The 19,890-nt window shown below is 68.7% G+C and carries 18 protein-coding genes and 2 pseudogenes; 11 read left to right on the top strand and 9 right to left on the bottom strand.

Annotated elements, in window-relative coordinates; genetic code table 11:
* The first annotated feature begins 189 nt into the window (after positions 1–189).
* The gene (locus tag ACQKM2_RS38900; RefSeq protein WP_427718459.1) at positions 190–537 is read left to right on the top strand and encodes a VOC family protein; all 348 of its coding nucleotides are present in this window, start codon (positions 190–192) and stop codon (positions 535–537) included.
* Between the two features lie 28 nt (positions 538–565).
* Here ACQKM2_RS38900 and ACQKM2_RS38905 read toward each other — a convergent pair whose 3' ends face one another.
* Entirely contained in the window at positions 566–1,627 is a 1,062-nt protein-coding gene (locus ACQKM2_RS38905; protein ID WP_427718461.1) for a hypothetical protein, read from the bottom strand.
* 283 nt (positions 1,628–1,910) lie between these two features.
* The gene (locus tag ACQKM2_RS38910) at positions 1,911–2,054 is read right to left on the bottom strand and encodes a hypothetical protein (protein WP_427718463.1); all 144 of its coding nucleotides are present in this window, start codon (positions 2,052–2,054) and stop codon (positions 1,911–1,913) included.
* A gap of 110 nt (positions 2,055–2,164) precedes the next feature.
* On the opposite strand from ACQKM2_RS38910, the gene ACQKM2_RS38915 reads away from it, so the two are divergent.
* From ACQKM2_RS38915 to ACQKM2_RS38930, 4 genes are all read left to right on the top strand, one after another.
* Complete coding sequence (locus ACQKM2_RS38915) at positions 2,165–2,977, top strand: VanZ family protein (protein WP_427718465.1); 813 nt, start codon at positions 2,165–2,167, stop codon at positions 2,975–2,977.
* A gap of 123 nt (positions 2,978–3,100) precedes the next feature.
* Complete coding sequence (locus tag ACQKM2_RS38920) at positions 3,101–4,216, top strand: AI-2E family transporter (protein ID WP_427718468.1); 1,116 nt, start codon at positions 3,101–3,103, stop codon at positions 4,214–4,216.
* Between the two features lie 136 nt (positions 4,217–4,352).
* Complete coding sequence (locus ACQKM2_RS38925) at positions 4,353–4,976, top strand: hypothetical protein (RefSeq protein ID WP_427718471.1); 624 nt, start codon at positions 4,353–4,355, stop codon at positions 4,974–4,976.
* Between the two features lie 2,218 nt (positions 4,977–7,194).
* Positions 7,195–8,442: an IS110 family transposase gene (locus tag ACQKM2_RS38930; protein WP_427718474.1), complete on the top strand. Its 1,248-nt coding sequence runs from the start codon at positions 7,195–7,197 to the stop codon at positions 8,440–8,442.
* Between the two features lie 587 nt (positions 8,443–9,029).
* On the opposite strand, the gene ACQKM2_RS38935 is transcribed toward ACQKM2_RS38930, so the two are convergent.
* Positions 9,030–9,953 carry a VOC family protein gene (locus ACQKM2_RS38935; protein ID WP_427718476.1) on the bottom strand — a complete coding sequence of 308 codons (924 nt, stop codon included), beginning with the start codon at positions 9,951–9,953 and terminating at the stop codon, positions 9,030–9,032.
* Positions 9,954–10,748: 795 nt separating this feature from the next.
* On the opposite strand from ACQKM2_RS38935, the gene ACQKM2_RS38940 reads away from it, so the two are divergent.
* A complete protein-coding gene (locus ACQKM2_RS38940) occupies positions 10,749–11,150 on the top strand; it encodes a hypothetical protein (protein WP_427718478.1) in 402 nt (133 codons plus the stop codon).
* A gap of 10 nt (positions 11,151–11,160) precedes the next feature.
* Here the strand turns inward: ACQKM2_RS38940 and ACQKM2_RS38945 are convergent.
* Both ACQKM2_RS38945 and ACQKM2_RS38950 read right to left on the bottom strand, forming a co-directional pair.
* A pseudogene (locus tag ACQKM2_RS38945) lies at positions 11,161–11,310 on the bottom strand (ATP-binding protein); the annotation flags it as partial.
* Between the two features lie 250 nt (positions 11,311–11,560).
* Positions 11,561–11,851: a hypothetical protein gene (locus ACQKM2_RS38950; protein WP_427718480.1), complete on the bottom strand. Its 291-nt coding sequence runs from the start codon at positions 11,849–11,851 to the stop codon at positions 11,561–11,563.
* Between the two features lie 281 nt (positions 11,852–12,132).
* Here ACQKM2_RS38950 and ACQKM2_RS38955 point away from each other — a divergent pair, with 281 nt between their 5' ends.
* The 4 genes from ACQKM2_RS38955 to ACQKM2_RS38970 all read left to right on the top strand — a co-directional run bounded on the left by ACQKM2_RS38955 (position 12,133) and on the right by ACQKM2_RS38970 (position 14,926).
* Complete coding sequence (locus ACQKM2_RS38955) at positions 12,133–12,522, top strand: tyrosine-type recombinase/integrase (protein ID WP_427718496.1); 390 nt, start codon at positions 12,133–12,135, stop codon at positions 12,520–12,522.
* Positions 12,519–12,833: a helix-turn-helix domain-containing protein gene (locus tag ACQKM2_RS38960; RefSeq protein ID WP_427718483.1), complete on the top strand. Its 315-nt coding sequence runs from the start codon at positions 12,519–12,521 to the stop codon at positions 12,831–12,833. The genes ACQKM2_RS38955 and ACQKM2_RS38960 overlap by 4 nt, the downstream gene beginning before the upstream one ends.
* A gap of 722 nt (positions 12,834–13,555) precedes the next feature.
* Positions 13,556–14,473: a tyrosine-type recombinase/integrase gene (locus ACQKM2_RS38965; RefSeq protein ID WP_427718486.1), complete on the top strand. Its 918-nt coding sequence runs from the start codon at positions 13,556–13,558 to the stop codon at positions 14,471–14,473.
* Between the two features lie 54 nt (positions 14,474–14,527).
* Complete coding sequence (locus ACQKM2_RS38970) at positions 14,528–14,926, top strand: hypothetical protein (protein WP_427718498.1); 399 nt, start codon at positions 14,528–14,530, stop codon at positions 14,924–14,926.
* Positions 14,927–14,999: 73 nt separating this feature from the next.
* On the opposite strand, the pseudogene ACQKM2_RS38975 reads toward ACQKM2_RS38970, so the two are convergent.
* Positions 15,000–15,296 (bottom strand): annotated as a pseudogene (locus ACQKM2_RS38975) (ATP-binding protein); the annotation flags it as partial.
* Between the two features lie 421 nt (positions 15,297–15,717).
* Between ACQKM2_RS38975 and ACQKM2_RS38980 the strand changes: the two are divergent.
* The gene (locus ACQKM2_RS38980) at positions 15,718–16,131 is read left to right on the top strand and encodes a hypothetical protein (RefSeq protein WP_427718488.1); all 414 of its coding nucleotides are present in this window, start codon (positions 15,718–15,720) and stop codon (positions 16,129–16,131) included.
* A 344-nt stretch (positions 16,132–16,475) separates the two neighbouring features.
* On the opposite strand, the gene ACQKM2_RS38985 is transcribed toward ACQKM2_RS38980, so the two are convergent.
* From ACQKM2_RS38985 to ACQKM2_RS38995, 3 genes are all read right to left on the bottom strand, one after another.
* The gene (locus tag ACQKM2_RS38985) at positions 16,476–17,504 is read right to left on the bottom strand and encodes a serine hydrolase domain-containing protein (RefSeq protein ID WP_427718491.1); all 1,029 of its coding nucleotides are present in this window, start codon (positions 17,502–17,504) and stop codon (positions 16,476–16,478) included.
* Positions 17,476–17,661: a hypothetical protein gene (locus ACQKM2_RS38990; RefSeq protein WP_427718500.1), complete on the bottom strand. Its 186-nt coding sequence runs from the start codon at positions 17,659–17,661 to the stop codon at positions 17,476–17,478. The genes ACQKM2_RS38985 and ACQKM2_RS38990 overlap by 29 nt, the downstream gene beginning before the upstream one ends.
* A 300-nt stretch (positions 17,662–17,961) precedes the next feature.
* Positions 17,962–18,306 (bottom strand): hypothetical protein, encoded by a 345-nt coding sequence (locus tag ACQKM2_RS38995; RefSeq protein ID WP_427718493.1) that lies wholly within the window; start codon positions 18,304–18,306, stop codon positions 17,962–17,964.
* Positions 18,307–19,890: the final 1,584 nt, after the last annotated feature.

The following is a 19,890-nucleotide window of genomic DNA, read 5'->3' on the forward strand; positions in this document are numbered from 1 at the left end:
AGAGACATCGACCACCTCCTCGGCCTCACCGGCACCACGATCCCGCACCCCAGAAATCGGCAGATACACGGCTGAGACAGGTGAAAACGACCTCTTAGGGCGTGTATTGGAAGTGTGTGCGGCGGCCGGTGTGGCGTAGTACTCCTGGAGAACCTCAACGCCGGTCTGTTGTCAATCTTGGAGGTACCGATGGCCGTTCGCCGTGTCGTACCCAATGTCCACTCGGAGGCTGTGCAGGAGAGCCGGGAGTTCTATGGCCTGCTCGGGTTCGAGGAGGTCATGAACCACGGTTGGATCACGACGCTGGCGTCCCCGTCCAGTCCGGCGGCGCAGATCAGCTTGATGGCCGGCGACAAGACCGCACCGCTCACTCCCGATATGAGCGTCGAGGTAGATGACGTGGATGCGGCCTACGCGGCCATGCGGGAGAGCGGCGCGGAGATCGTTTACCCCCTGCAGGACGAGGAGTGGGGGGTGCGCCGGTTCTTCGTCCGTGACCCCAACGGCCGGGTGGTCAACGTGCTGGGCCACCGCTGACGGTCCTCCCGGCTATGGGGAATACAGGTCACATCGATTCGTTGATGGCCGCGACGAGCGCGGTCGCCTCGTAGCTGACGGCGAGTTTCTCGTAGCGGGTGGCCACCACCCGGTGTTTCTTGAGCCGGTTGATCCCGCTCTCAACGAAGTCGGCATAGTTGAGCTGCCGGTCTTCGCCGTGATGGGAGTACGACGAGACGGCAGGTCCTTCGCCGAGTACGCGGGTGATTTCCTCCAAGGTCATTCCGAAGTGCAGGGGGCCGACTCCTACGTACGGCGTGAACGTCCACTCGGCACGCTCCTCCGCCGGGGCGATCCGCCACGGCCCGCGGTGCCCTGCCTCGCTCCCCGGGGCGGCCACGGGCAGCTCGGGTGCCGGCTCGTGCGAAGCGGCCGGTACGGGCGCGGCCCAGCCCTCACGCCTGCGGCCGAGTCGTTCCGGAGCCGCGGTGTCCGCGGGCTGCTCTTCCAGCCAGCGGATCGCCTGCTCCTGCTCCTGGCCGCCGAACGGGTCCTCCGCCAACTTGCCTGCCTGGTCCAGGGCCGCGCGGCGCTCTTCCTCAGCAGCGACGAGACCGGTGACATCCTCCCCCCAGGCGGCCAGCCGCTCCCGGGCGATCAACCGATAGTACGAGTCCGCGCTCACGGCCAGAATCTCGCGAACGGCGGGCGCGTACCGGGGTGCGGATGAGGCGAGGGCCGGGTCGGCCAGGAGCAGGGCGGTGGCCGTGAGCGCGGCTTCCCTCACCGCTGGATCGTCGGCGTCGCAGAAATCCGCGATGCGGTCGTGGAGTATCGGCCGTGCCGCACGAGCGGCAGCCAGATCCTGCGCCGTGCCGACGCCGTCCTCGACGTCCAGGCGGGCGATGTCGGCGAACGAAGCCAGCCAGTTCAGCAGTTCGGCGCGAAGCGACCGCCGACCGGCCCTGCGCTCCCACCGGTCTTCGGCGAGAGTGCGCGGATCGTCGAGAAGACGAGCGAGGACCAAGGCCGCCGGGGCGGTCGCCGGAAACACACGCTCCTTGTTGAGGAGCAGCCGGTACAGATTCTCCACCGCCCGCACCCGGCGCGCTGGATCGGCGGCGAGCACAGCGCCGAGGATGTCAGGGGTGTCAGGCACACTGTGCCGGCCCGTACAGAAGTGCGGCAGCTCCTCCCAGGCGGTGCCAGCAAGCTCTGCCTGTGCTGTGGGCGGAAGGGAACCGGACGAAGCGTCCGGGTGGTCTGCAAATGTCGCGTCCATCACAGTCGCAGTGTGCCGGCCGACTCCGACACGAGCGGCGCCGATGCCTACCCCACACCGAAGAACGCCTGGGGCGAGGAGCAGGTCCGGGCGTTTCCGAAGATCCCCATCAGCTATGGGGGAATACAGGTCACATCCATTCGTTGATGGCCGCGACGAGCACGGTTGCCTCGTAGCGGACGGCGGGTTTCTCGTAGCGGGTGGCCACCGCCCGGTCCCTCGCGGAGTACCTCCCGCCAGGTCTCCTCGACCCGGTCAGGAACCGCTGACGCACGTCGAGGCCGGGTTCCGTCCGGGGGCTCCCGCGGCGCGGGAACGCGTCGGCCCGTCCGAAGGGGGTACACGGGCCTGCACGGTGCGAGCCGGTCTCGGAGGGAGCGGTCCATGGACCTACGCGGGAAACTCGCCGCAGTGCGCAGGCCGAAGCGGGCGGAGCGGGCGCAGGGGAGGGAAGGAACGGAAGGCGGGCGGGAGTCCGTCCCCGCGGCCGGTCCGCCCGTCCACCCGGCGTTACGGGCGCTCGCGATGCTGGCGGCCTTCGCCGGAACCGTTCTCTTCAGCCTGGTCCTGGCGCGCGTCACGCTGGAGCCGTCGGCCGCCTCGGCCGGGATCGCGCACAGCAACACCCACCCGGGCGCCTCGATCGGCCTGTACCTCGACGGCAGGTCCGTCAGGGAGGCCGCCGAGCAGCTCGGCGGGAACGTGCTGCTCGGCGTCCCGTTCGGAGTGCTGCTCCCGGTGCTCCTGCCCCAGGCACGGGGGCTGCTGAGGGTGGTGGCGGTGACGGCCGTCGTCATGACGCTCGTCGAGTTGATCCAGGGCGCCCTGGTCGCGGGCCGCGCCTTCGACGTGGACGACGTCATCCTCAACACCGCGGGCGCACTGCTCGGTTACCTCCTTCTGGGTCGCCGACTGGGCCGTGCTGTGCACCCCCGCCGCCGCCACTGGTGGCACTCCCTGAGCAGGCGCCGTGCCCCGGCCCCGCCCACGGATCCTCTTCGGCGCCGGGTGTACGAGGCCTGTTCCCGGCCCGGACCGATGGCCGCAGGCGGAGCCGGGGGACGGCGACCGCGGTCGTCCCCGCCGGTGACAGCGGCCCGCGCTGCCGCCGGGGCGTCAGGCACCAGCTCACTGACCGTCCGGCAGTACCGTTTTGAGCCTCGTGGACAGGGCGCCGACCGGCGCGCGGCCGATTGACCTGAACCTTCCCTTCCGCGCCGACGCGTCACCCACCGGCGCCGCGGGCTCGGTCCCGGGCCGGGGCCACCGGCCCTCAAAGGCGTTGCCCAGGGCCGAACGCCGTGTGCATAGGGTGAGCCCATGTCTGTCACTTTGAGCTCCACGAAAGCCGCTGCCGCACTCCGGCGTTCGGCCCGCGTGTCCGCCGAGTTGCTGGTGGTCCTGGTCATGGCAGCGGCGGTGCTGTGGGTTCTGGGCCGCATGTGGTCGGTCATCTGGCCCCTCATCGTGGCCCTGCTCCTCACCACCCTGACCTGGCCCCTGGCAGCCTTCCTGCGTCGGCGCGGGTGGCCGCCCGCCCTGGCCGCCTCCGCCGTGACCGTGCTCTTCCTCCTGGCGGCCGCCGGCATCGTGGCACTCATCGCGGTTCCCGTGGCCTCCCAGTCGGGGGAACTGGTCGACGGCGTGGCCGCGGGCATCCAGCAGCTGCGCGAATGGGCGGCGGGGCCGCCGCTGAACATCGGCAACGACCAGATCACCGGCGCCTTCGACGCCGCGGTGGCCCGGCTCCAGAACAGCGTTGGCAGCGCGGTCTCCACCGTCGCCACGGGCGTGAGCACCGTCTTCAACGGCCTGGTCACCGCCGTGCTGGCGGTCTTCCTGATGTTCTTCTTCCTGAAAGACGGCCCCCGCTTCCTGCCGTGGCTCACCCGCCAGCTCCCCGGCCGACTCGCCACCGACGTTCCGGAGGTGGCCGCGCGCGGCTGGCAGACCCTGGGCTCGTTCGTCCGGTCCCAGGCCTTCGTCGGCCTGCTGGACGCCGTGTTCATCGGCCTGGGCCTGTGGATCGTCGGCGTCCCTCTGGTGTTGCCGCTGGCGGTCCTGACCTTCGTCTCCGCGTTCGTGCCGATCGTGGGCGCCCTGTTCGCCGGTTTGGTGGCGGTGCTCATCGCGCTGGTGTCGAACGGCCTGACGGACGCGCTGATCGTGCTGGCGATCATCGTCGCCGTGCAGCAGCTGGAGGGCAACGTGTTCCAGCCCATGATCCAGAGCCGCGGTCTCGGACTGCACGCCGCGGTCGTCCTGCTGGCCGTCACGCTGGGCGGCAGCCTGGCCGGCGTCGTGGGCAGCCTGCTGGCCGTACCGGCCGCCGCCCTCGTCGCCGTGGTCTGGAACTACCTGCGCGACCAGCTCGGCGAACCGCCGCACGATCCGTCGGCCGCCGAAGGGCTGCCCACCGCCCCCGCCCCCTCATAGGCTCGGACACCCCGTCCACGACGACCCGTACACCCGTGCCGCCGCGGCGAGCCCGCAGGTAAGAACCTTCGGATGATGAACCACTTGAGCCCCGGCCGGGTGGAACCGGGAACTCGAAGCCGCCGTCCTCCCGTGCATGCTGATCGTCCTGGGGATCCTCTTCGCCGTCGCGCCCGCCGTCGTCTGGATGACGATCGCCCGCACCCGCCCAGTCGGCTTCGCGATCGGCGGCGCGCTGCTCGCGGGAGCCGGTCTGCTGACCAGTGTCCAGCAGGGCTGGATCGACGCCCCCGGACCCGACGCTCATCTCCTGTTCACGGTTCTCGCGCCCCTGCTCATCGCCTGCGGCGCGGGACTGGAAGGACGGCACGAGAACTCGTCTACCCCGAAGTGGACCTCCCGCCGCAACGGAGCGATCGGCTTCCTGGGGACGCAGTTCGCCCTCACCCTCGTGGTCGGCCTCCTGTACGCGCTGCTGATCAGCGAAGGCTCGGAAGCCCCGCCGTCCAAGGCCCTCCCCTCATTGCCGCCGGGCATCAGCATGGTCGACGAAGGCACCAGCTGCGGTTCAGGCGGCTGCTGGCGCGCCGCGACGGTCACCAGCGGGGAGGGCCTGTCCCGCCCGGACATCATCCGCGAACTGGGACTCCAGCAGGAGAGCTGCCGCGCCAGCGGCTGGCTGCTCGACTGGCGTGATGTGTGTGTCGGAGCCAGGGACAACGGTCAGAACGTCACCGTCTACGCCAGCTGGAGGTACTGATTCCGGACCACGATTGCGAAGCCGATGACGGCCACGCCCTGGTCGGCCAGTGGACGCGGTCGCGGACGCCGAGTCTGGTGAGCAGGTTCGCGACGTGTGTGCCCCGGCAGCACGGGGGCTGATGCCGAGGTCGTCGGCCAGTTCGCGGTTGGAGCGACCGCGTCCGTGCGGTGACGCCGGCGAGTTCCCGCCTGGTAGGCACAGGCGCGGGTGCGCTGCGAGCGGCGTAATGGGCCATCAGGCGGCGGGGACGCCGGGGGCGATCAGTGCGTCGCCGGCGGCGACCACGCGCAGGGCGGTGAGGAAGCCGTCCAGGTCCATGTCCTTCACCAGGAACCCGATCGCTCCGGCGCGCCGTGCAGCGTGGCCGAGGCTGCGGCCACCAGCAGTGAGCAGCTCGCGAAGGAACTGGCGGCCCCGGCTTCGACCCTCTTCCACATGGGCGGCCGCTAACCACCCGTCACCCCTGCGGGGCCGGTCCGGGCATCAAGCGGCCCCGCTGGCAGTGCCGTTCTGCGCCGACCAGCCGCACGCCGCCACGCGGGCGGCCGAGCTCATCACCTCTGCGATGGATGCCCGCCGCCTCGGCGTCGGACCCCTGGCCTGGTCCGAGGAGACGGCCGGATCCCGGCTTTCGGCGGGCCAGGTGTTCTTCTTTCCGAGGGAGAGGGCCTGCAGGCTCTGAACCGGCTGGCCGGCCAGCCGGCACGGCTTGCCCGCGCTGTAACGGGGCTTGCCCGGGCTGGTGTGATCAGGGCTTGTCCGTGGGGTGGTGGGGTTTGCCCTGGTCGCGGAAGTCCATCTCAGAGGGCTTGCCCGCGGTCGAGGTGTTGTGGTGCTGGCGTCGGTTTGCCGGTCACCCGTCAGGGAGCGGGGCCAGAGTTTGGGCGGGCAGCGTGCCGTCGAGCGGGAGCGGGAGGCGAAGTGGAAGGCCGCCGGGGCGGAGTGGAAGGCCCGGGCCGGTGAGGGGAGGGCCGCGGAGGCGGCCGCGGCCAGGGGAGCTGCCGCTGTGAATGTGCGGGGTGTGGGGGAGCACGGTGTCGTCTCGGCTGTGGACGTGCGGCCGGTGCATGAAGGGTGTGGCTGGCTTCGGGCCGGCGACTACCCGCATGTGGGGTCGTGGGACGGGCCCTGACACTCGGCGGCGGGCAGTCGGTCACCACCCGGGACATCGAGGTGCGGGGCTCCCAGGCCAACGAGTTCGCGGCCATCCCCGATCGGTTCTGCCTTCCGGAGGACGCCCACGCCGAGTACCAGCAGCGCACCTGGAGCGCGTTTCCTCCCGGTCTACCCCAGCACCAGGGCCCCTGCGCTGCTCCCGGCAGTCTGTCCGGCGCCCGATGTCGAGCACTGCGGGAACTGCGGGTCGAGCGTTGCGATCGGGGGGGAATGAGCGCTTGCTCGGTCGGCCCTGGCCGGGCTGCTGCGGTGTGGTGTCTGGTGAGCCCGGCCGCCACGGCCTTGGGTATCGCCGTCAGCGGTAGGCAGGGTCCGGCCCGTTCGGTGCGGTGTGGTGGTGGGCAAGCCTATGCTGGCGTGTCCCCGGGGCAGTTGGGCCGGAGGGGGGCTGGAGGGTTGTCTGCACGGTTGCATTAGGCGGGGGACCGGGGGTGTGACCGGGGGTGGGACTCCCACTTTTTCGATTTTGAGCGTTGTGCCTGGTCAGGCCCGGTGGGCAAGCCTGGTTGGCACGACGACACCTAATGGGGCCCGAAGCCGACGGATCGCTACCCGTTACCCGGTCCTGCGAGACCTCGAAAAAGAGCGCGGCCGCCGGCTTCACCTCGACGGTGATCAGCTGACGTCCGGTGAGCCAACATCCCAGGGGCCTTGAGTCCCAAGCGGAGCTGGCCCCGGGGCATCAGCTAACCGCGGCCGGGGAACGCGACCGTGAGGGCGCCAGGCGCCGGGGTCACTCCTGGATGACACCTGAGGCCCTGACGTCCAGAAGGAGACCGGCGGGCCCCGGCGTCCGGCGCCCTCATGGCCGCTGCCGCGCGGATGATCGAATGTCCGTGGTCCGAGCCCGCCGCAGGGTGCACCTCTCACCTCGCCGGCACGCCTCCGAGCTCCTGAACAGACCGAGGCCCCTGCGGTCAGCTGGGGTCACGAACGACTAATCGGATGACGGGCCCAGAGCCCTTCTATTAGGGAGTCGCGTGCCTCCGCGCAGGTCTTTGACCAGCGGATATGTGCATCGGACGGAAGAACAAGGGGGATGCCCGTGAAGGTGTTCTGTGGGATCGACTGGGCCAGCGACCATAACGACGTTGCCGTGGTCGACGGCGACGGCAAGCTCCTGGGCCGGGCCCGGATCGGCGACGACGCGGCGGGCCTGCAGCAGCTGCTCGACCTCCTGGCCGAGCACGGCGACAGCCCCGACGAGCGGATACCAGTGGCGATCGAGACATCCCGCGGCCTGCTGGTCGCGTGTCTGCGCGCGGCCGGTCGGCCGGTCTACGCCGTCAATCCGATGGCGGCCGCCCGCTACCGCGAGCGGCACAGCGTCTCGCGCAAGAAGTCCGACCACCTCGACGCGATGGTGCTGGCGAACATCCTGCGCACCGACGCTGACGCCCACCGGCAGTTGCCGGCCGACAGCGAGCTCGCACAGGCCGTCGCCGTCCTGGCCCGTGCCCAGCAGGACGCCGTCTGGGACCGCACCCAGGCCGGCAACAAGCTCCGCTCCCACCTGCGCGAGTACTTCCCCGGCTACCTCGCCGCCGTCCAGCCAGCCACCGGCGGCCTCAATGCGCCGCTGGCCCGCACCCTGCTCGCCGCCGCTCCCACCCCTGGCCAGGCCGCCCGCCTCACCCGCACCCAGCTGAAGGCCGGGCTCAAGCGCGCCAGCCGCCAGCGCGGTATCGAGGCCGAGGCCGAGCGTCTGCACGCCGCCCTGCGCGTTCCGCAGATGCGCCAGCTCCCGTTGGTCGAGACCGCGATGGGCCGCCAGGCCCTCGCCCTGCTGGGCAAGTTCGAGGCCGCCTGCAACGCCGCGGACGACCTAGCCGAAGCCTCGGTTGAGCTGTTCGAACGGCATCCCGATGCTGCGGTCATCACCAGCTTCCCCGGCCTGGGCGCGCTCAGCGGCGCCCGGGTGCTCGCCGAGATCGGCGACGACCGCTCCCGTTTCTCGGATGCCAAGGCCCTCAAGGCCTACGCCGGGTCGGCGCCCGTCACCCGTGCTTCCGGCAAGAGCCACGCGGTCATGGTCCGCCGGGTCAAGAATCAGCGGCTCGCCGCGGTCGGCTACGTCTGGGCGTTCGCCTCCCTCACCGCCTCGCCCGGCGCCAGGGCCCACTACGACCGACGGCGCAAGGCCGGCGACCGCCACAGCTCGGCCCAGAGAAACCTCTACAACCGCCTCCTTGGCTGCCTCCACCACTGCCTCACCACCGGTAGGCCCTACAGCGAGAGCACCGCCTTCCCCGCCCCGCCGAAGCTCGAACTAGCCATCGCGGCTTGACCCGCTAACCCCATCGGATGTCTTTCTCCGCGTTAGCCGGAGGAAGAGGCCGTTTCGTTTCAGGGCCCGGCCCGGCTCGGCCCGGCTCGGCCCAGCCCAGGCCAGCGCAGCGCAGGCCAGGCCGGCCCAAGGCCAGTCCAGTCCAGGCTGGCCTGGCCCGGCCTCGCTGTGTTCCGGGCTCGTGTCCGGGTCTGCTGTTGAGCCGGAGATGGTCGTGGTGGCCGGGGTTCTGGAACTGCTGTCGGTCACACACTGCCTCTTTGTCGAGTCGGGCCTTGTCCCGGAAGTGGAGTCTGCGGCTGCGGCCGCAGAAGCAACTCCTGAGGCCTGGGCCGAGGCGCCCTGAGCCCGTCTTCGTCGACCTGGGGCAGGTTGGCCGGGACTGTGTCGCCCGGTACGGCGTGGTTCCGTCCGGGGAGCGGTTCGCGGGGTTCCTCGCGCGGGACTGCGGCCTTGATGACGCTCTTTGAGTTTCCTCACCCCTTGCTCAGCGGGTGGCCGGACCTGCTCATGCTGATTCCCCAGCCGCACACCAGGCCGACGCAAGGCGGAAACGGAACCACACAGTGCTGACGGCCCTGGCTCTCTCAGCTCTCCCGGAAGATCAGAGCCGCGCCGAGGGACGCTTCTGCTGGAACGAAGAGCTCCCCTCGGGCCGTCTTGCGTACGGGCAGGCCGTTCTCCGCAAGGAGCTCACGTACCCGAGCAATGTCGGGGACGGCAACTGTGCAGGCGACGAGCGCCGGGAGCGCGGGCGGCTCCTCACCCGGCAGCAGATCCGGGAGGTCTGACTTGGTCAGGAGGGTGACCGGCCCCTCTGGGTAGATCGGCCGGCCTAGATACCGCTCGTACCGCTCGCTCACCAGGGGGAGTTGTCCGTCAGGAACGCACAGCACCGCCTCGACGAGGTCCTGGGCGCCGTTGGGGTGGTCAAGGTGACGGGTGTGCCGGAACTCCGGGTCCGAGTCGGCAACGACGCCGACCCGGCCTTCCGGCGCACCGTCGATCTCCAGATAGCGGACGGGTTCCGTGCGCATGCCGTCGGGGGTCTCGACCGGTCGGCCGACGGTGTTCACCCCGCCGTGTCCGACACCGGCAGCGGCGAGCCGCTTCCCCGCGGCGTCGATGTCCGGCGAGGAGAACATCAGAATGTGGAGCCCTTCGAAGCGATCACGCCATCCGCCAAGCTGGGCGCTCGTTTCCTGGATCCGCGACATGACCAGGGGGAGCTTCTCCGGAGGCGCCTGGAGCGGAACGATCCGCGCGTCGGGTGGCAGGCCCGCCATGCTCCCAGGCTTCACCGGGGTCACCAACTCCAAGAAGCTCCGGGAGAGGTCGGCGTGGGTATTCGCTGCCCCGAACGGCTCCGGCTCGGCACCCTCACGGGGTGCCAGCGCCGGCACGCTGGGCGGCGGAACGTGAAATCCGAGCCGCCGGTAGAGCGCTATGGCCTGTGCCATGTCGCTGACGACGTGCCCGACGTGATGTAAGCGTGTGAGGTCGTGAGGCATGACCCTCACCGTAGGCCCATGCTCGAAGAGCTCGCAGACCGGACCAAGCCAACGTGATCCACCCGAGGTGCACGAGGGCACGGGTGGTTTGCTGCCTGCGACGTCTCAGGAGCTGTTCACGGAGCAGAGCGCTTCCGCCCTGCCCACAGACGAAGCCGGACCTCATTGCCCGAGGCAGACAACTGGGGAACGAGGAGCGACACTGGCCGTTTTCAGGAATTCTCATCAGCCTGACCGATCAGGACGCCGGTGGCCTGTTTCCCGATGCCCTGCTGGGGCTGGTGCTTGTCGGGCTTCAGGCGGCCGGGCTGGAAGCGGTTGCGCGTGAGGCCGCGGCTGCGGCCGCCGGGGCGGCGGGGGCTGACGGGCCGGCCGGCACGCCTCGGGCGTGCGAGGAGCAGTCCTTCGGCGTGGGGGGAGCGGTACCCCTTTCTTCGGGGAGCTGACCGGCCTGCGCTAGGTGGCGGGGTCCCCGGTCGAGGCCGTGCCGCTTCCCGCCTCAGCGTGCCCGCGGTGACGGCCTCGGTGACCGACGTCGGCCCGGCCGCCGCCTCGGACGGTTCCTTCGAGCAGGTTGCGGCCTGGCTTGCCGAGACCGAGAGTGCCGGGACGCGGTTGTCCGGTGCCGGGGTTGCCCGCCGGCTGGGAGCCCGAAGACCGGTCAGCGCCGTGTGATTGATGCCGGCAAGCACCTGGTGTCGGCGTACTCGTCTATGTGCAGAGCCGCGTACGGATGAACGTGCAGAGCAAGGGGGCCTGTGAAGCGTGGGCGTCGTGGTTCGAGATGATGGAGCGGTGTCTCTTCGCTATTTCAATCAGACTGGCTGGACCGCGATTTTCAACGGCACCGACACCGAGGTCGGCCGCATGGTCCGTGTGGAGGGCTGGGACCAGGCGACGGGGACGGCCTTGGTCGTCGATCCCAAGCGTGGTGCCTTGCGTGCGGTGACGGACTACGAGGACTTCTCCCACCTGGAGCGAGCCGACCAGGTCGTGGCCGCGGTGCCTGGCGGAGGGTGGCGGGTGCATTGGAAGGACGAGGGACCAGGGGGAACGCCGCTGACGGAACAGGTACTGGCCTGGCTCATCACGTCGCAGGGGCGGGCGACGGCCATCACGGTCGATGCTCAGGGGCATGTCGAGGATGCTGATAGTGCCGATGCCTTCATCCCGCCTGGCGAGGATCCGGTGTCCTGATGGCAGCTGGTCAGGCCACGTCCTTCTCCCGTTCGGTGGCCTGGAGGCGGTTCTTTAGCCGGTAGCTGGGGCCGTTGATGGAGATCACCTCGCAGTGGTGGAGGAGCCGGTCGAGCATGGCGGTGGCGAGGACCTCGTCGCCGAAGACCTGGCCCCACTCATCCGGGGCTGGCACATGTTCGTTTTCGTGGATCGCCGCTGCCACCGGCCCATATCCATTCTCTGCTGTCCTCGTTGGTCTTCGTGGTGGTGCCAGGATTCTCCAGGTGGTGCCTTGATCAGTCAGGTGCGAGGAAGGTGTGCCGGTGGCATCCCAGTTGAGGGTGGTCCAGGGTGGTGCCGTCCTGCTGGAGCCGGTGACCGCCGATCCGTGGGCGTTTCAGGCCGACTGCGTTGAGGCGTTTGTCGCCTCATGGCGGGCCCGTGGGTTCAGTCCGGTGACGGTCGAGAACGACATCGGATTGCTGGAACGGACGCTCACCGCGCTGGGCCGGCCCGCCTGGGACGTCACTCCCGAAGACATCGACCGTGTCGTCGGTGACTTGGCCCTTTCCGGGCGGGCTGCCTCGACCCGGCGCGAGTACGTGCAGATCTTCAAGGGCTTCCACCGGTTCCTTCAGGTCCGCAAGGCCGTCGAGATCGAAGCCGGTTTCGGCGTCCGCCTGGTCTGCCCAGTCGATGAGTTCAACGCGTCCCGGCATGTCGGCGACGACTCCCCGGCCCAGCTGCCGCCGCCGACCCCGGAGCGGGTGGCTGACTTCTTCGACTTCCTCAAGGCCCGGATCGCCACCGCCCGCAAGTACGCACCCGCCGCCCGGGACTATGCGATGTTCCGAACCCTCTATCACGCCGGCCTTCGCTCGGAAGAGGTGTCGCTTCTAGACCGTCCAGACCTCCACTTCACGAGAGGTCCGTTCGGAAGCTCCACGTGCGGTTTGGCAAAAGTGCCCGCACCTCCGGGCCCAGGCCGCGCTGGGTGCCGATGCTGGACGGGCTCGACCTCGTCCTGCGCTGGTTCCTCGACGACGTTCGCGGAAAGTTCCCCGACTCACCGGTGCTGCTGTTTACGGACGAGTCCGGCGGAAGTCTGCACCGCGGGACGATCCGCAACCGCCTGCGCTATCTGATGGAACTCGAAGGCCGCCCGGCAACCGACCGGTTTAGCCCGCATGCCCTGCGAAGGGCCTGCGCGACGCACAACTACGAGCGTGGCGTGGACCTGGTGGCGATCCAGCAGCTCCTTGGCCACTGGACGGTCAGCTCGACCATGAGATACGTCCGTCCCTCCGCGACATTCATCGAGGATGCCTATCGCCGCGCGGTGACCAACACGCTCGGCGAACTCACTGCCGAGGGGGACAGCACCGCATGAAGATCCGATGGCGTTTGCGGATGGCCGCCGCCCAGCGCGAGGTCTGGACCGGTACTCAGCTGCAGCGGCTGCTGGCTGAACGCGCCGGGCTGCAAATGTCCTCCGCGTCGGTGTCTGCGCTGTTCAGCAAGGAGCCCTCCCAGGTGAAGATGTCCACGCTGATCGCGTTGTGCACCGCCCTGGACTGCACCCCCAACGACCTGTTCGAGGTCGACACCACCCCTGTCGAACGTCCCGCGGCCCCGATGCGGCCCGTCGCCGAGCTCCCGAAGGCAGTCTCCGCACGGGGCCGCTCGATGCCTCCGCTGTGACCTGGAGAGGGCGGCACCGCGGGCGTCAAACAGAGCGACTGCACCGGCTGCGGAGCCCCGGTGGGCTTCATCGACCGGCACTACTGCTGCCGCTGCACCGCCCAGCAGAAGGCGGCCGCGGCCCGGGCGGCTTGTCCCCGGCGCGGCCAGCAGCGCGTCCCCCAAGCAGACACCGGCCGGTGCATCCCCTGCTCACGCGTATGCACCGCATGCGGGCACCCGGTGCGGAGTAAATCCTCGGCCCTCTGCCGCACTTGCCTGCGGAAGTCCGAACGCGACGCCGCCAAGGCGCCTTGCCCTCGCTGTAGCCGGCCCGGATTTCTACGCGAGGACACCGGCTGGTGCGGGCACTGCTCGCGTCTCCGACAGACCAAACAGCCGCCCCGGGCCTGTGAACAATGCGGCAGAGTGCGGAAGCACGCAGGGCTGGGACTGTGCTCGGCCTGCTGGCAGCGTCACCCCGACCGCCCCTTCGTCCGGGCCGACCACCTCATCGCCGAACTCGACAATCCTCCCGACTGGCTGCAGGACTTCACGACAGATCTCGCCGCCAAGTACTCCGTCGGCCGGGCCTGCACGATGATCACTTCCCTCGGGCGGCTTCTGACCGACGGCCAGCCCGACCTTCCTCAGTCCGTACTCGAACGCTCCCGTCGCCCGGGCCGCTCGATGGCTCCCTCGCCCGTGCTTTGGAGACCTTCTTCACGAGTCGCGGCCTGGCCATGGCCACCGACCAGGCCGAGCGTCTCGCAGCCGGCCGCCGACAACGCCGCATCCTCGCGGTCCCCGACCCCCTGCGACCTTCGGTGGAGGCTTTCACCGACTTCATGATCCGCTCGCGCGAGCGGTCCCGGCGTGCCGGAACGCTGCCCCGCACCGATGCCACCATCGAAGCCGCACTGGCCATCGTGCGTGACCTCGCCCTGTTCCTCGCCGGTGACCGCGGCAAGCAGGACTGGGCACTGACCGACGTACACGACCTCGAAGCTTTCCTGGCCGGCTCGCCCAAGGCCCGGAAGCGTCGGCTGGTGGTACTCGGACAGTTCTTCCGCTTCGCCCGGTCCCGGAAGATCGTCCTCGTCGATCCCGCCCGCGGTCTGACAGCCCGAGGACCGAGCGGCTTCAATGGTGCGACTCTGACGCTTGACCAGCAGCGTGTGCTGTTCCGCCGCTGGACAACGGATCCGGCCGTCCACCCGCACGAGGCTCTGCTGGGCATGCTCGCCTTGATGCACGGCGCCTCAAGCCGCGAGGTCAAGATGTTACAAGCCGTTGACCTCGACTTTCGTGCACGGACCGCCCGGCTCGGCAACCGCCCGCATCCGATCCCTTTGGATCCGGCGTCCTGGGCGGCAGTGCAACGCTGCCTGGCCCACCGCGAACACCAGCGGACGGACAACCCGCATGTGATGGTCACCCGCCAGACGAAGTCCGGCCGGGGCCCGGCGTCCACCGCCTATGTCAGTCACGTCCTCGACGCCTGCGGCTTCCCACCCCGCATGATCCGGTGCACTCGACTGCTCGACCTGGTCAACACGATGGACCCCAAGCTCGTCGCCGCCGCGTTCGGCATGGATCCCGAGGCCACCATGATCTATCTCGCCGATCACGTCGATCCGGGCCGCCTGCCTGATGCATGAAAGACGCGGCAAATTCGCTGGTCAAGGCAGTGTTCGATCTGCAGAATCAGCAGGATGCCGCGCTTCTTGTGTGACCACTGCCGACACCCCCTCACCGGACCAGTCACCAAGGTGAAAGTGCCGCCGCCGGTCCCGATGTCGGAGATCCCGGGCGTCCGGACACGTCCGGCCCGGATGCCCCCCGGCACCTATGCCCGGAATTTCCAGGTGAGCGAGTTCGGCATCGATGTCCCTGGCTTCACCGTGCACCCTGACGACGTGATCGGCACAGAACAGCATCCCGACATCATGCGATCGAACGGCTGCTGCCAGGGCCCTTCTGGCACCGATGGTCTGAACCTCGTCTGCGTGGGCTGTGCAGTCGAGGTCGGCACCCGGCAGGCAGATTGCTATACCGACAACCAGGTGATCCTGGAGCCACGCGCGGTATGTCTCTCCTTTGCCGACGACTGATCACCCGCCCCAGCAAGGCTGAACCCGTCCCGTTTCGGCACTGCCTGGCACAGGTTCGCCGGAACCTGTGCGCTTTGCTGAAGGTCTTGTCCGAGGTCAGGATGATCGAGCCCTTCTCGTAGCGTTTGGAGATGACCTGGAAGACCAGGTTCGCTTCCGCGCGTTCGAGGGGCTGGTAGCCGACTTCGTCGACCACGAGGACGCCGGGCCGCAGGTGGGTGCCGAGCTTGTTCGTCAGACGGCCAGCGGTCTCGGCGGCTTTGAGGTTGCGGACCATGTCGTCGAGGCTGGTGAAGTAGATCGAGTAGCCGGGCCGGTAGGCCGCGACCGCCAGGGCGACGGCGATATGCGTCTTGCCGACTCCGGGCGGTGACCGCGTCCTGACCGGTTGGCGGACCTGGCCCGTGACCGATGCCGGGCTCGGTGACCGGTCCGGGGTCCATTGGTCACCGGTCACGACCGGTCCGCGGTCACTGGTTCACAGTCTCCTCGCACCCGCCTTCTGGGCATGCCCTGGCCCACAATTCCTGAGGCTTGTCCAACCCCTGCGAGGCTTGTCCGGAGTTGTTTGGACCGGTCAGGAGGAGGCTTGCCCGCCCCCCGAGGAGGCTTGCCCTGTCGGTCTGGGGTGGCTTGCCCAGCCCTCTACCGGGCTTGCCCGATTGGTCTGGGGGGGTTTGCCCAGGGAGTGGGCAAGCCTCCCGTCTGGGCTTTTAGGGGTGTGGGCAAGGTTTTGGGCATGTCGGTGTGGGGAGTGTGTGTGGCACGAGGTCCGAAGAGGGAGACGTGTCGTGCGTGATGCTTCGCATCCTGCCGTCGGTGGCGGGTATTTCGCCCGGCTGGGTGCCGACTGGGCTGTGCTGTGCGAGGACCGGGCCCTGTGTCAGGTGGTGACCGGCTGGGTGATCGATGGTCGGCTGACCGACGGCATCGCGGCCGTGAGCGATTCCTGCGCTGGCTCGCTCACGCCCGAGCAGCTCCTGGCCGTGCTCCGCCCGACGGCCGGCGGTGTGACCGGTGCGCTGACCGATGTGGTCCTGCGCGCCCTCCTGAAGCGGGCCGCCGGCCGTGACCGGTCCGCTGTCCTCGCCGGCGGTGACCGGTCCGCCCGTCCTCGCTGGCCGGATCATCGTCCAGGCGATGCTTCCCGCCGTCCTCCGTATCACCCGCGGGCAGGTCCGCACGACCGGTGGCCGTACCCGTGACGCTGTCGGTCATGTGGTCGTGGCTGCCCTTTACGAGGTTGCCCGCTCCGGCCGTATCGACGATCGTCCCGGTCGGCCTGCCGCCAACCTCGCCTTCGACACCCTGCGCCGGGTTCTGGCCGAGCTCGCTGCTGAGCGGGAGCCGGCGGGGGAGGACCTCACGGCCGTAGAGCAGATCGCCGACCCGGCGCCGGGTCCGTGCGAGATCGCCCGTGCCCGCACCGTCCACGAGGCCGCCGCCGAGGCCGGCCTCCGCTCGGGCCCAGCCGAGGATGCCGCGACCGCCCCGGCCCGGCTGGAGCTTCTGGAGCTCCTCCTGCATGTGGTCCGCGCCGGCGCTCCCCTCACGGGGTGCTGGAGTCCTTGGCGCACAGTGCGTGGTCGATCAGGGCGCTGGCCGCGTTCTCCTGCTCCAGTATGTGCTCCTTGGTGTCGCCGCGGGCCTCGGACATGGAAACCACAGCGCTTCGACGCCCGTCATCGGTGACGCCGTTGAGGGTGATGTAGCCGCCGTCCCCGCCTTCATGGCTCCAGTAGGTTCCTCCGCATCCCAGGGGGCGTTCGACCAGGCCGAGCCCGTATCGGCCCTTGGGCCACAGCTTTTGGACCTTCGCGCTCACGGGGACGGTCTGCTTCATTTTGGCCAGCTGGCGTGCCGGTAGCAGGCGGCCGTCGAGCAGCGCGCGGAAGAAGCGGTTCTCATCCCGTGTGGTCGTGACCCACGAAAGGTTCTCGTAGTCCACCGGTATCTGGTCGGTGACATTCACCCGGGAACCGGGGCCGAAGAGCTGGTAAGCCTGGGCGTGGGGCCGAGGCAGGGTGGGCGAGGTGCCCATCCACCGGGTCTGGTCGAGGCCCAGCGGGCGCAGGACGCGGCGTTCGATCTGTTGATGAGCGGGGTGACCGGTAGCCTTCTGGATGATCATGTCGAGTAGGACGTAGCCTGTGTTGGAGTACGCCCAGCCCTTGCCGGGCCGGAACTCCTCCGGCTCATGGGCCATGGCGAGGTCGACCAGCTGCTCGGGTTCGTAGATGTTGTGGCGCTGCTGGTAGTACTCCTTCGGCGTGGTGTATCCGGGCAGGGCGTCCCGGATGCCGCTGGTGTGCTGGAGCAGGTGGCGGATGGTGATCTGGCTGCCGTCGTTGCCGTTGCCCCGCACCACTCCGGGCAGCCAGTGGTCGACCGTGTCGTCCAGGGACAGCCTGCCTTCGGCCTCCATCTGGAGGACCACGGTGGCGACCATCGTCTTGGACGTGCTGGCCATGCGGAAGTAGCCGCCGGAAGAGACCGGGCGGCCGGTGTTCAGGTCGGCGGTACCGCTGGCGGCGACCGACTGCCGACCGTCAAGGCGCGACCACGCGGGCGTGCACACCGCTCACACCGAGGGCGTGGATTGCCTCGGTGTCCCGGCGTAACTGCTCCACAGGGGAGTGACCGGCGGGCTGAGCGATGGCGGGGACCACCTCGGCGGTGAGCAGCGTAGCGACACCGAGTGCCATGACCAGGTGCTTTCTCAGAGTCGAAGTCATGGTTGGACGCTAGTTTCGCCCCCCACCGGGGCGCGATCCGGCGCACCCCAAGATCGGAACGGGGGATACCCCCCAGCGCGGGCCGTCGCCAGTCTGGCGTAGCACTGCCGAGCGCAGTGTGACGTTCGCGAATCGAACACCACCGAGCGGTCCCGCCGTCAGACGGGACCGCTCTCTTGTCGAAGGAGCCGCAGCCTTGACCGTTTCCTTAATCCGGAAAAGCGGGATGTCGTTTCGGGACGGCATCAGGAGCTTCTTCGGCCCTGGCCTGGTGGGTGAGGGGCCCGGGCGGTGTTCGGTTCAGGCCCTGTCGGCGAGGATGAGTTCGGCCATTGCAAGCAGGTCCTGGAAGGCCTTGAGTCCCTCCTGGTACTCCGCCGAGCGTGCCAGGAGCGCGACGGCTGCGCGGAGCTTTGGGAGGCAGTGCTGGAGAACGTCGGCGTGGCCGGGGCCGGGAACGCCACCGTTTTTGAGGTAGGTCATGACGCAGCCGGCCATGGTGAATTCCAGGTACGCCAGATCGTGTCTGTCGTCGAACGGTACGTCGGGAAACGGCCCGGGGTGGTGCGCGGCCCACAGGAGGGCTACCTCGCTGACGATCGCCTGGTGCCGGTCGGGCCCGGGAGGGGGGATAAGGGTGGTCATGAAGCGATCCTCCGGTACACGCTGGCCCCCGCCTGCTGCCGGGCCTTGTCACCGGGATGAGTCGGGCTGGACAGGGCAGTGAGGTGTCGCACGTGCGGCCTTCTTCACGCCCAGCTGTCGGGGGGCGGTGAAACTGAGCAGTCGTCATGCCCCTGATCTGGGGTTGTGAAGTTGGACTGATCGCCGACAACGACAGCTGGTGGGTGTGGTGGTTCGGGGTGGCATGGTCTGGTTCCTGAGTTGATCCGGTACTTATTTTGAAGCACTGGTGGGTTGGAGGTTTTGGTGTTGTGGGTCGACAGCGTGGGCTTGTTCGTGTGAGTATGTGGGATATGAAGATCGCTACCCGAAAGGGTTATGCCGCGTAGGCGGCCGGGCGCGTTGCGTGCCCCTCATCCTCGGCTTTTTGCTTTGGGCCGCCCGTACAGGATTGACCGTTTGTCACCGTGCACGTCTGCTGCGGTTCACAGGCTTGAGCAGCGGGCCGACGTCGAAGACGTATGGCCAGGCTGTGTTGAGGTAGCTCTGTATTGGTATCGGCGGTTTCTGGCTCAGCCGGGCCGGTATCTGGAGATTTCATACGCAGTATGTCCGTGTCCTTCTGACGAGCTTGAGGATGTTGCCGAGGCGAGGGACCTGCTTGAGCGGGTCTTGTCGCTCCTGCCGGTACCAGCACGTCAGGAACTCGGTGGCGTGATCATGTGCCTGGACGAGGAACTGCGGCGAAGGACGCTGCCCGACCCTTTCGCGGGTCGGGACCCCCGGAGAAGGGGTGGCTGGTGGCACTCAAGGCTAAGAGGAGATCGCCCGTTTGGCTGAGATGAACACGGCTGCCCCGATCGGATGGCCGAGCAGTCTGGAGGATGAAATGTGAGGGAACCGTCCTATACGTGTGCCGTATGTTGTGGAGGCCTTCTGGACTCAGACCCTCAGTTCGTCAAGCTGATTGCGACGAAGCCGGACCGGGTGGAAGTCCAACAGTTCTACGTTCACGGTTCATGCCTGGTTTCCAAGCTGGACAGTGCGATACCTCTGGGAGAGCTCTTCGAGGGCTGACAAGCCCGGGGGGTGACTTGGATAGCCTTCACGAGGGGGCCACAGCCCTGGAACTGGACGGAACCCCCATCCGTGCTGCTGGCGGCTCGCAGAACAAGCTGGCCTTTGGAGTGGTCTTCGAGGTGGCAGGGTTGGTGCTGGCAAGCGTCTGCGTGGCCGCGTGCTTCCCGGCCGCTGGTTAGAACATGGCCACCCCCGTGCAGGATGGGAGGTTTATGCCATTGGGTTTCCAGTGTTGGAAGCTCCACTGCCGACTTCGTCAAGAGGAAATCTAACGGGCACCATCGAGGCCGCCGCCGGCGCCCGCGGAGCGGGCTGATCTTGAAGGCGAAGCCGGAAGGATTCGGGGTGGGGGAGCGGAGCGGACCCGCCCAACGGGCCGCAAACCCGGACTCCGTGAAACGGAGTCACTCAAGCCTGCGAAGCAGGCCCTTCGGCCGGAGCGCAGCGAAAGCCGAACCAGTCCGAAGCGAAGCGCAGGACCCCGGCCCGAAGGGCCGGCTCCGGCTTGGCGAAGCAGATCGGAAG

Origin of the sequence: Streptomyces sp. NPDC004126 (assembly GCF_050275515.1) — a bacterium.
Taxonomy (GTDB): Bacteria; Actinomycetota; Actinomycetes; order Streptomycetales; family Streptomycetaceae; genus Streptomyces.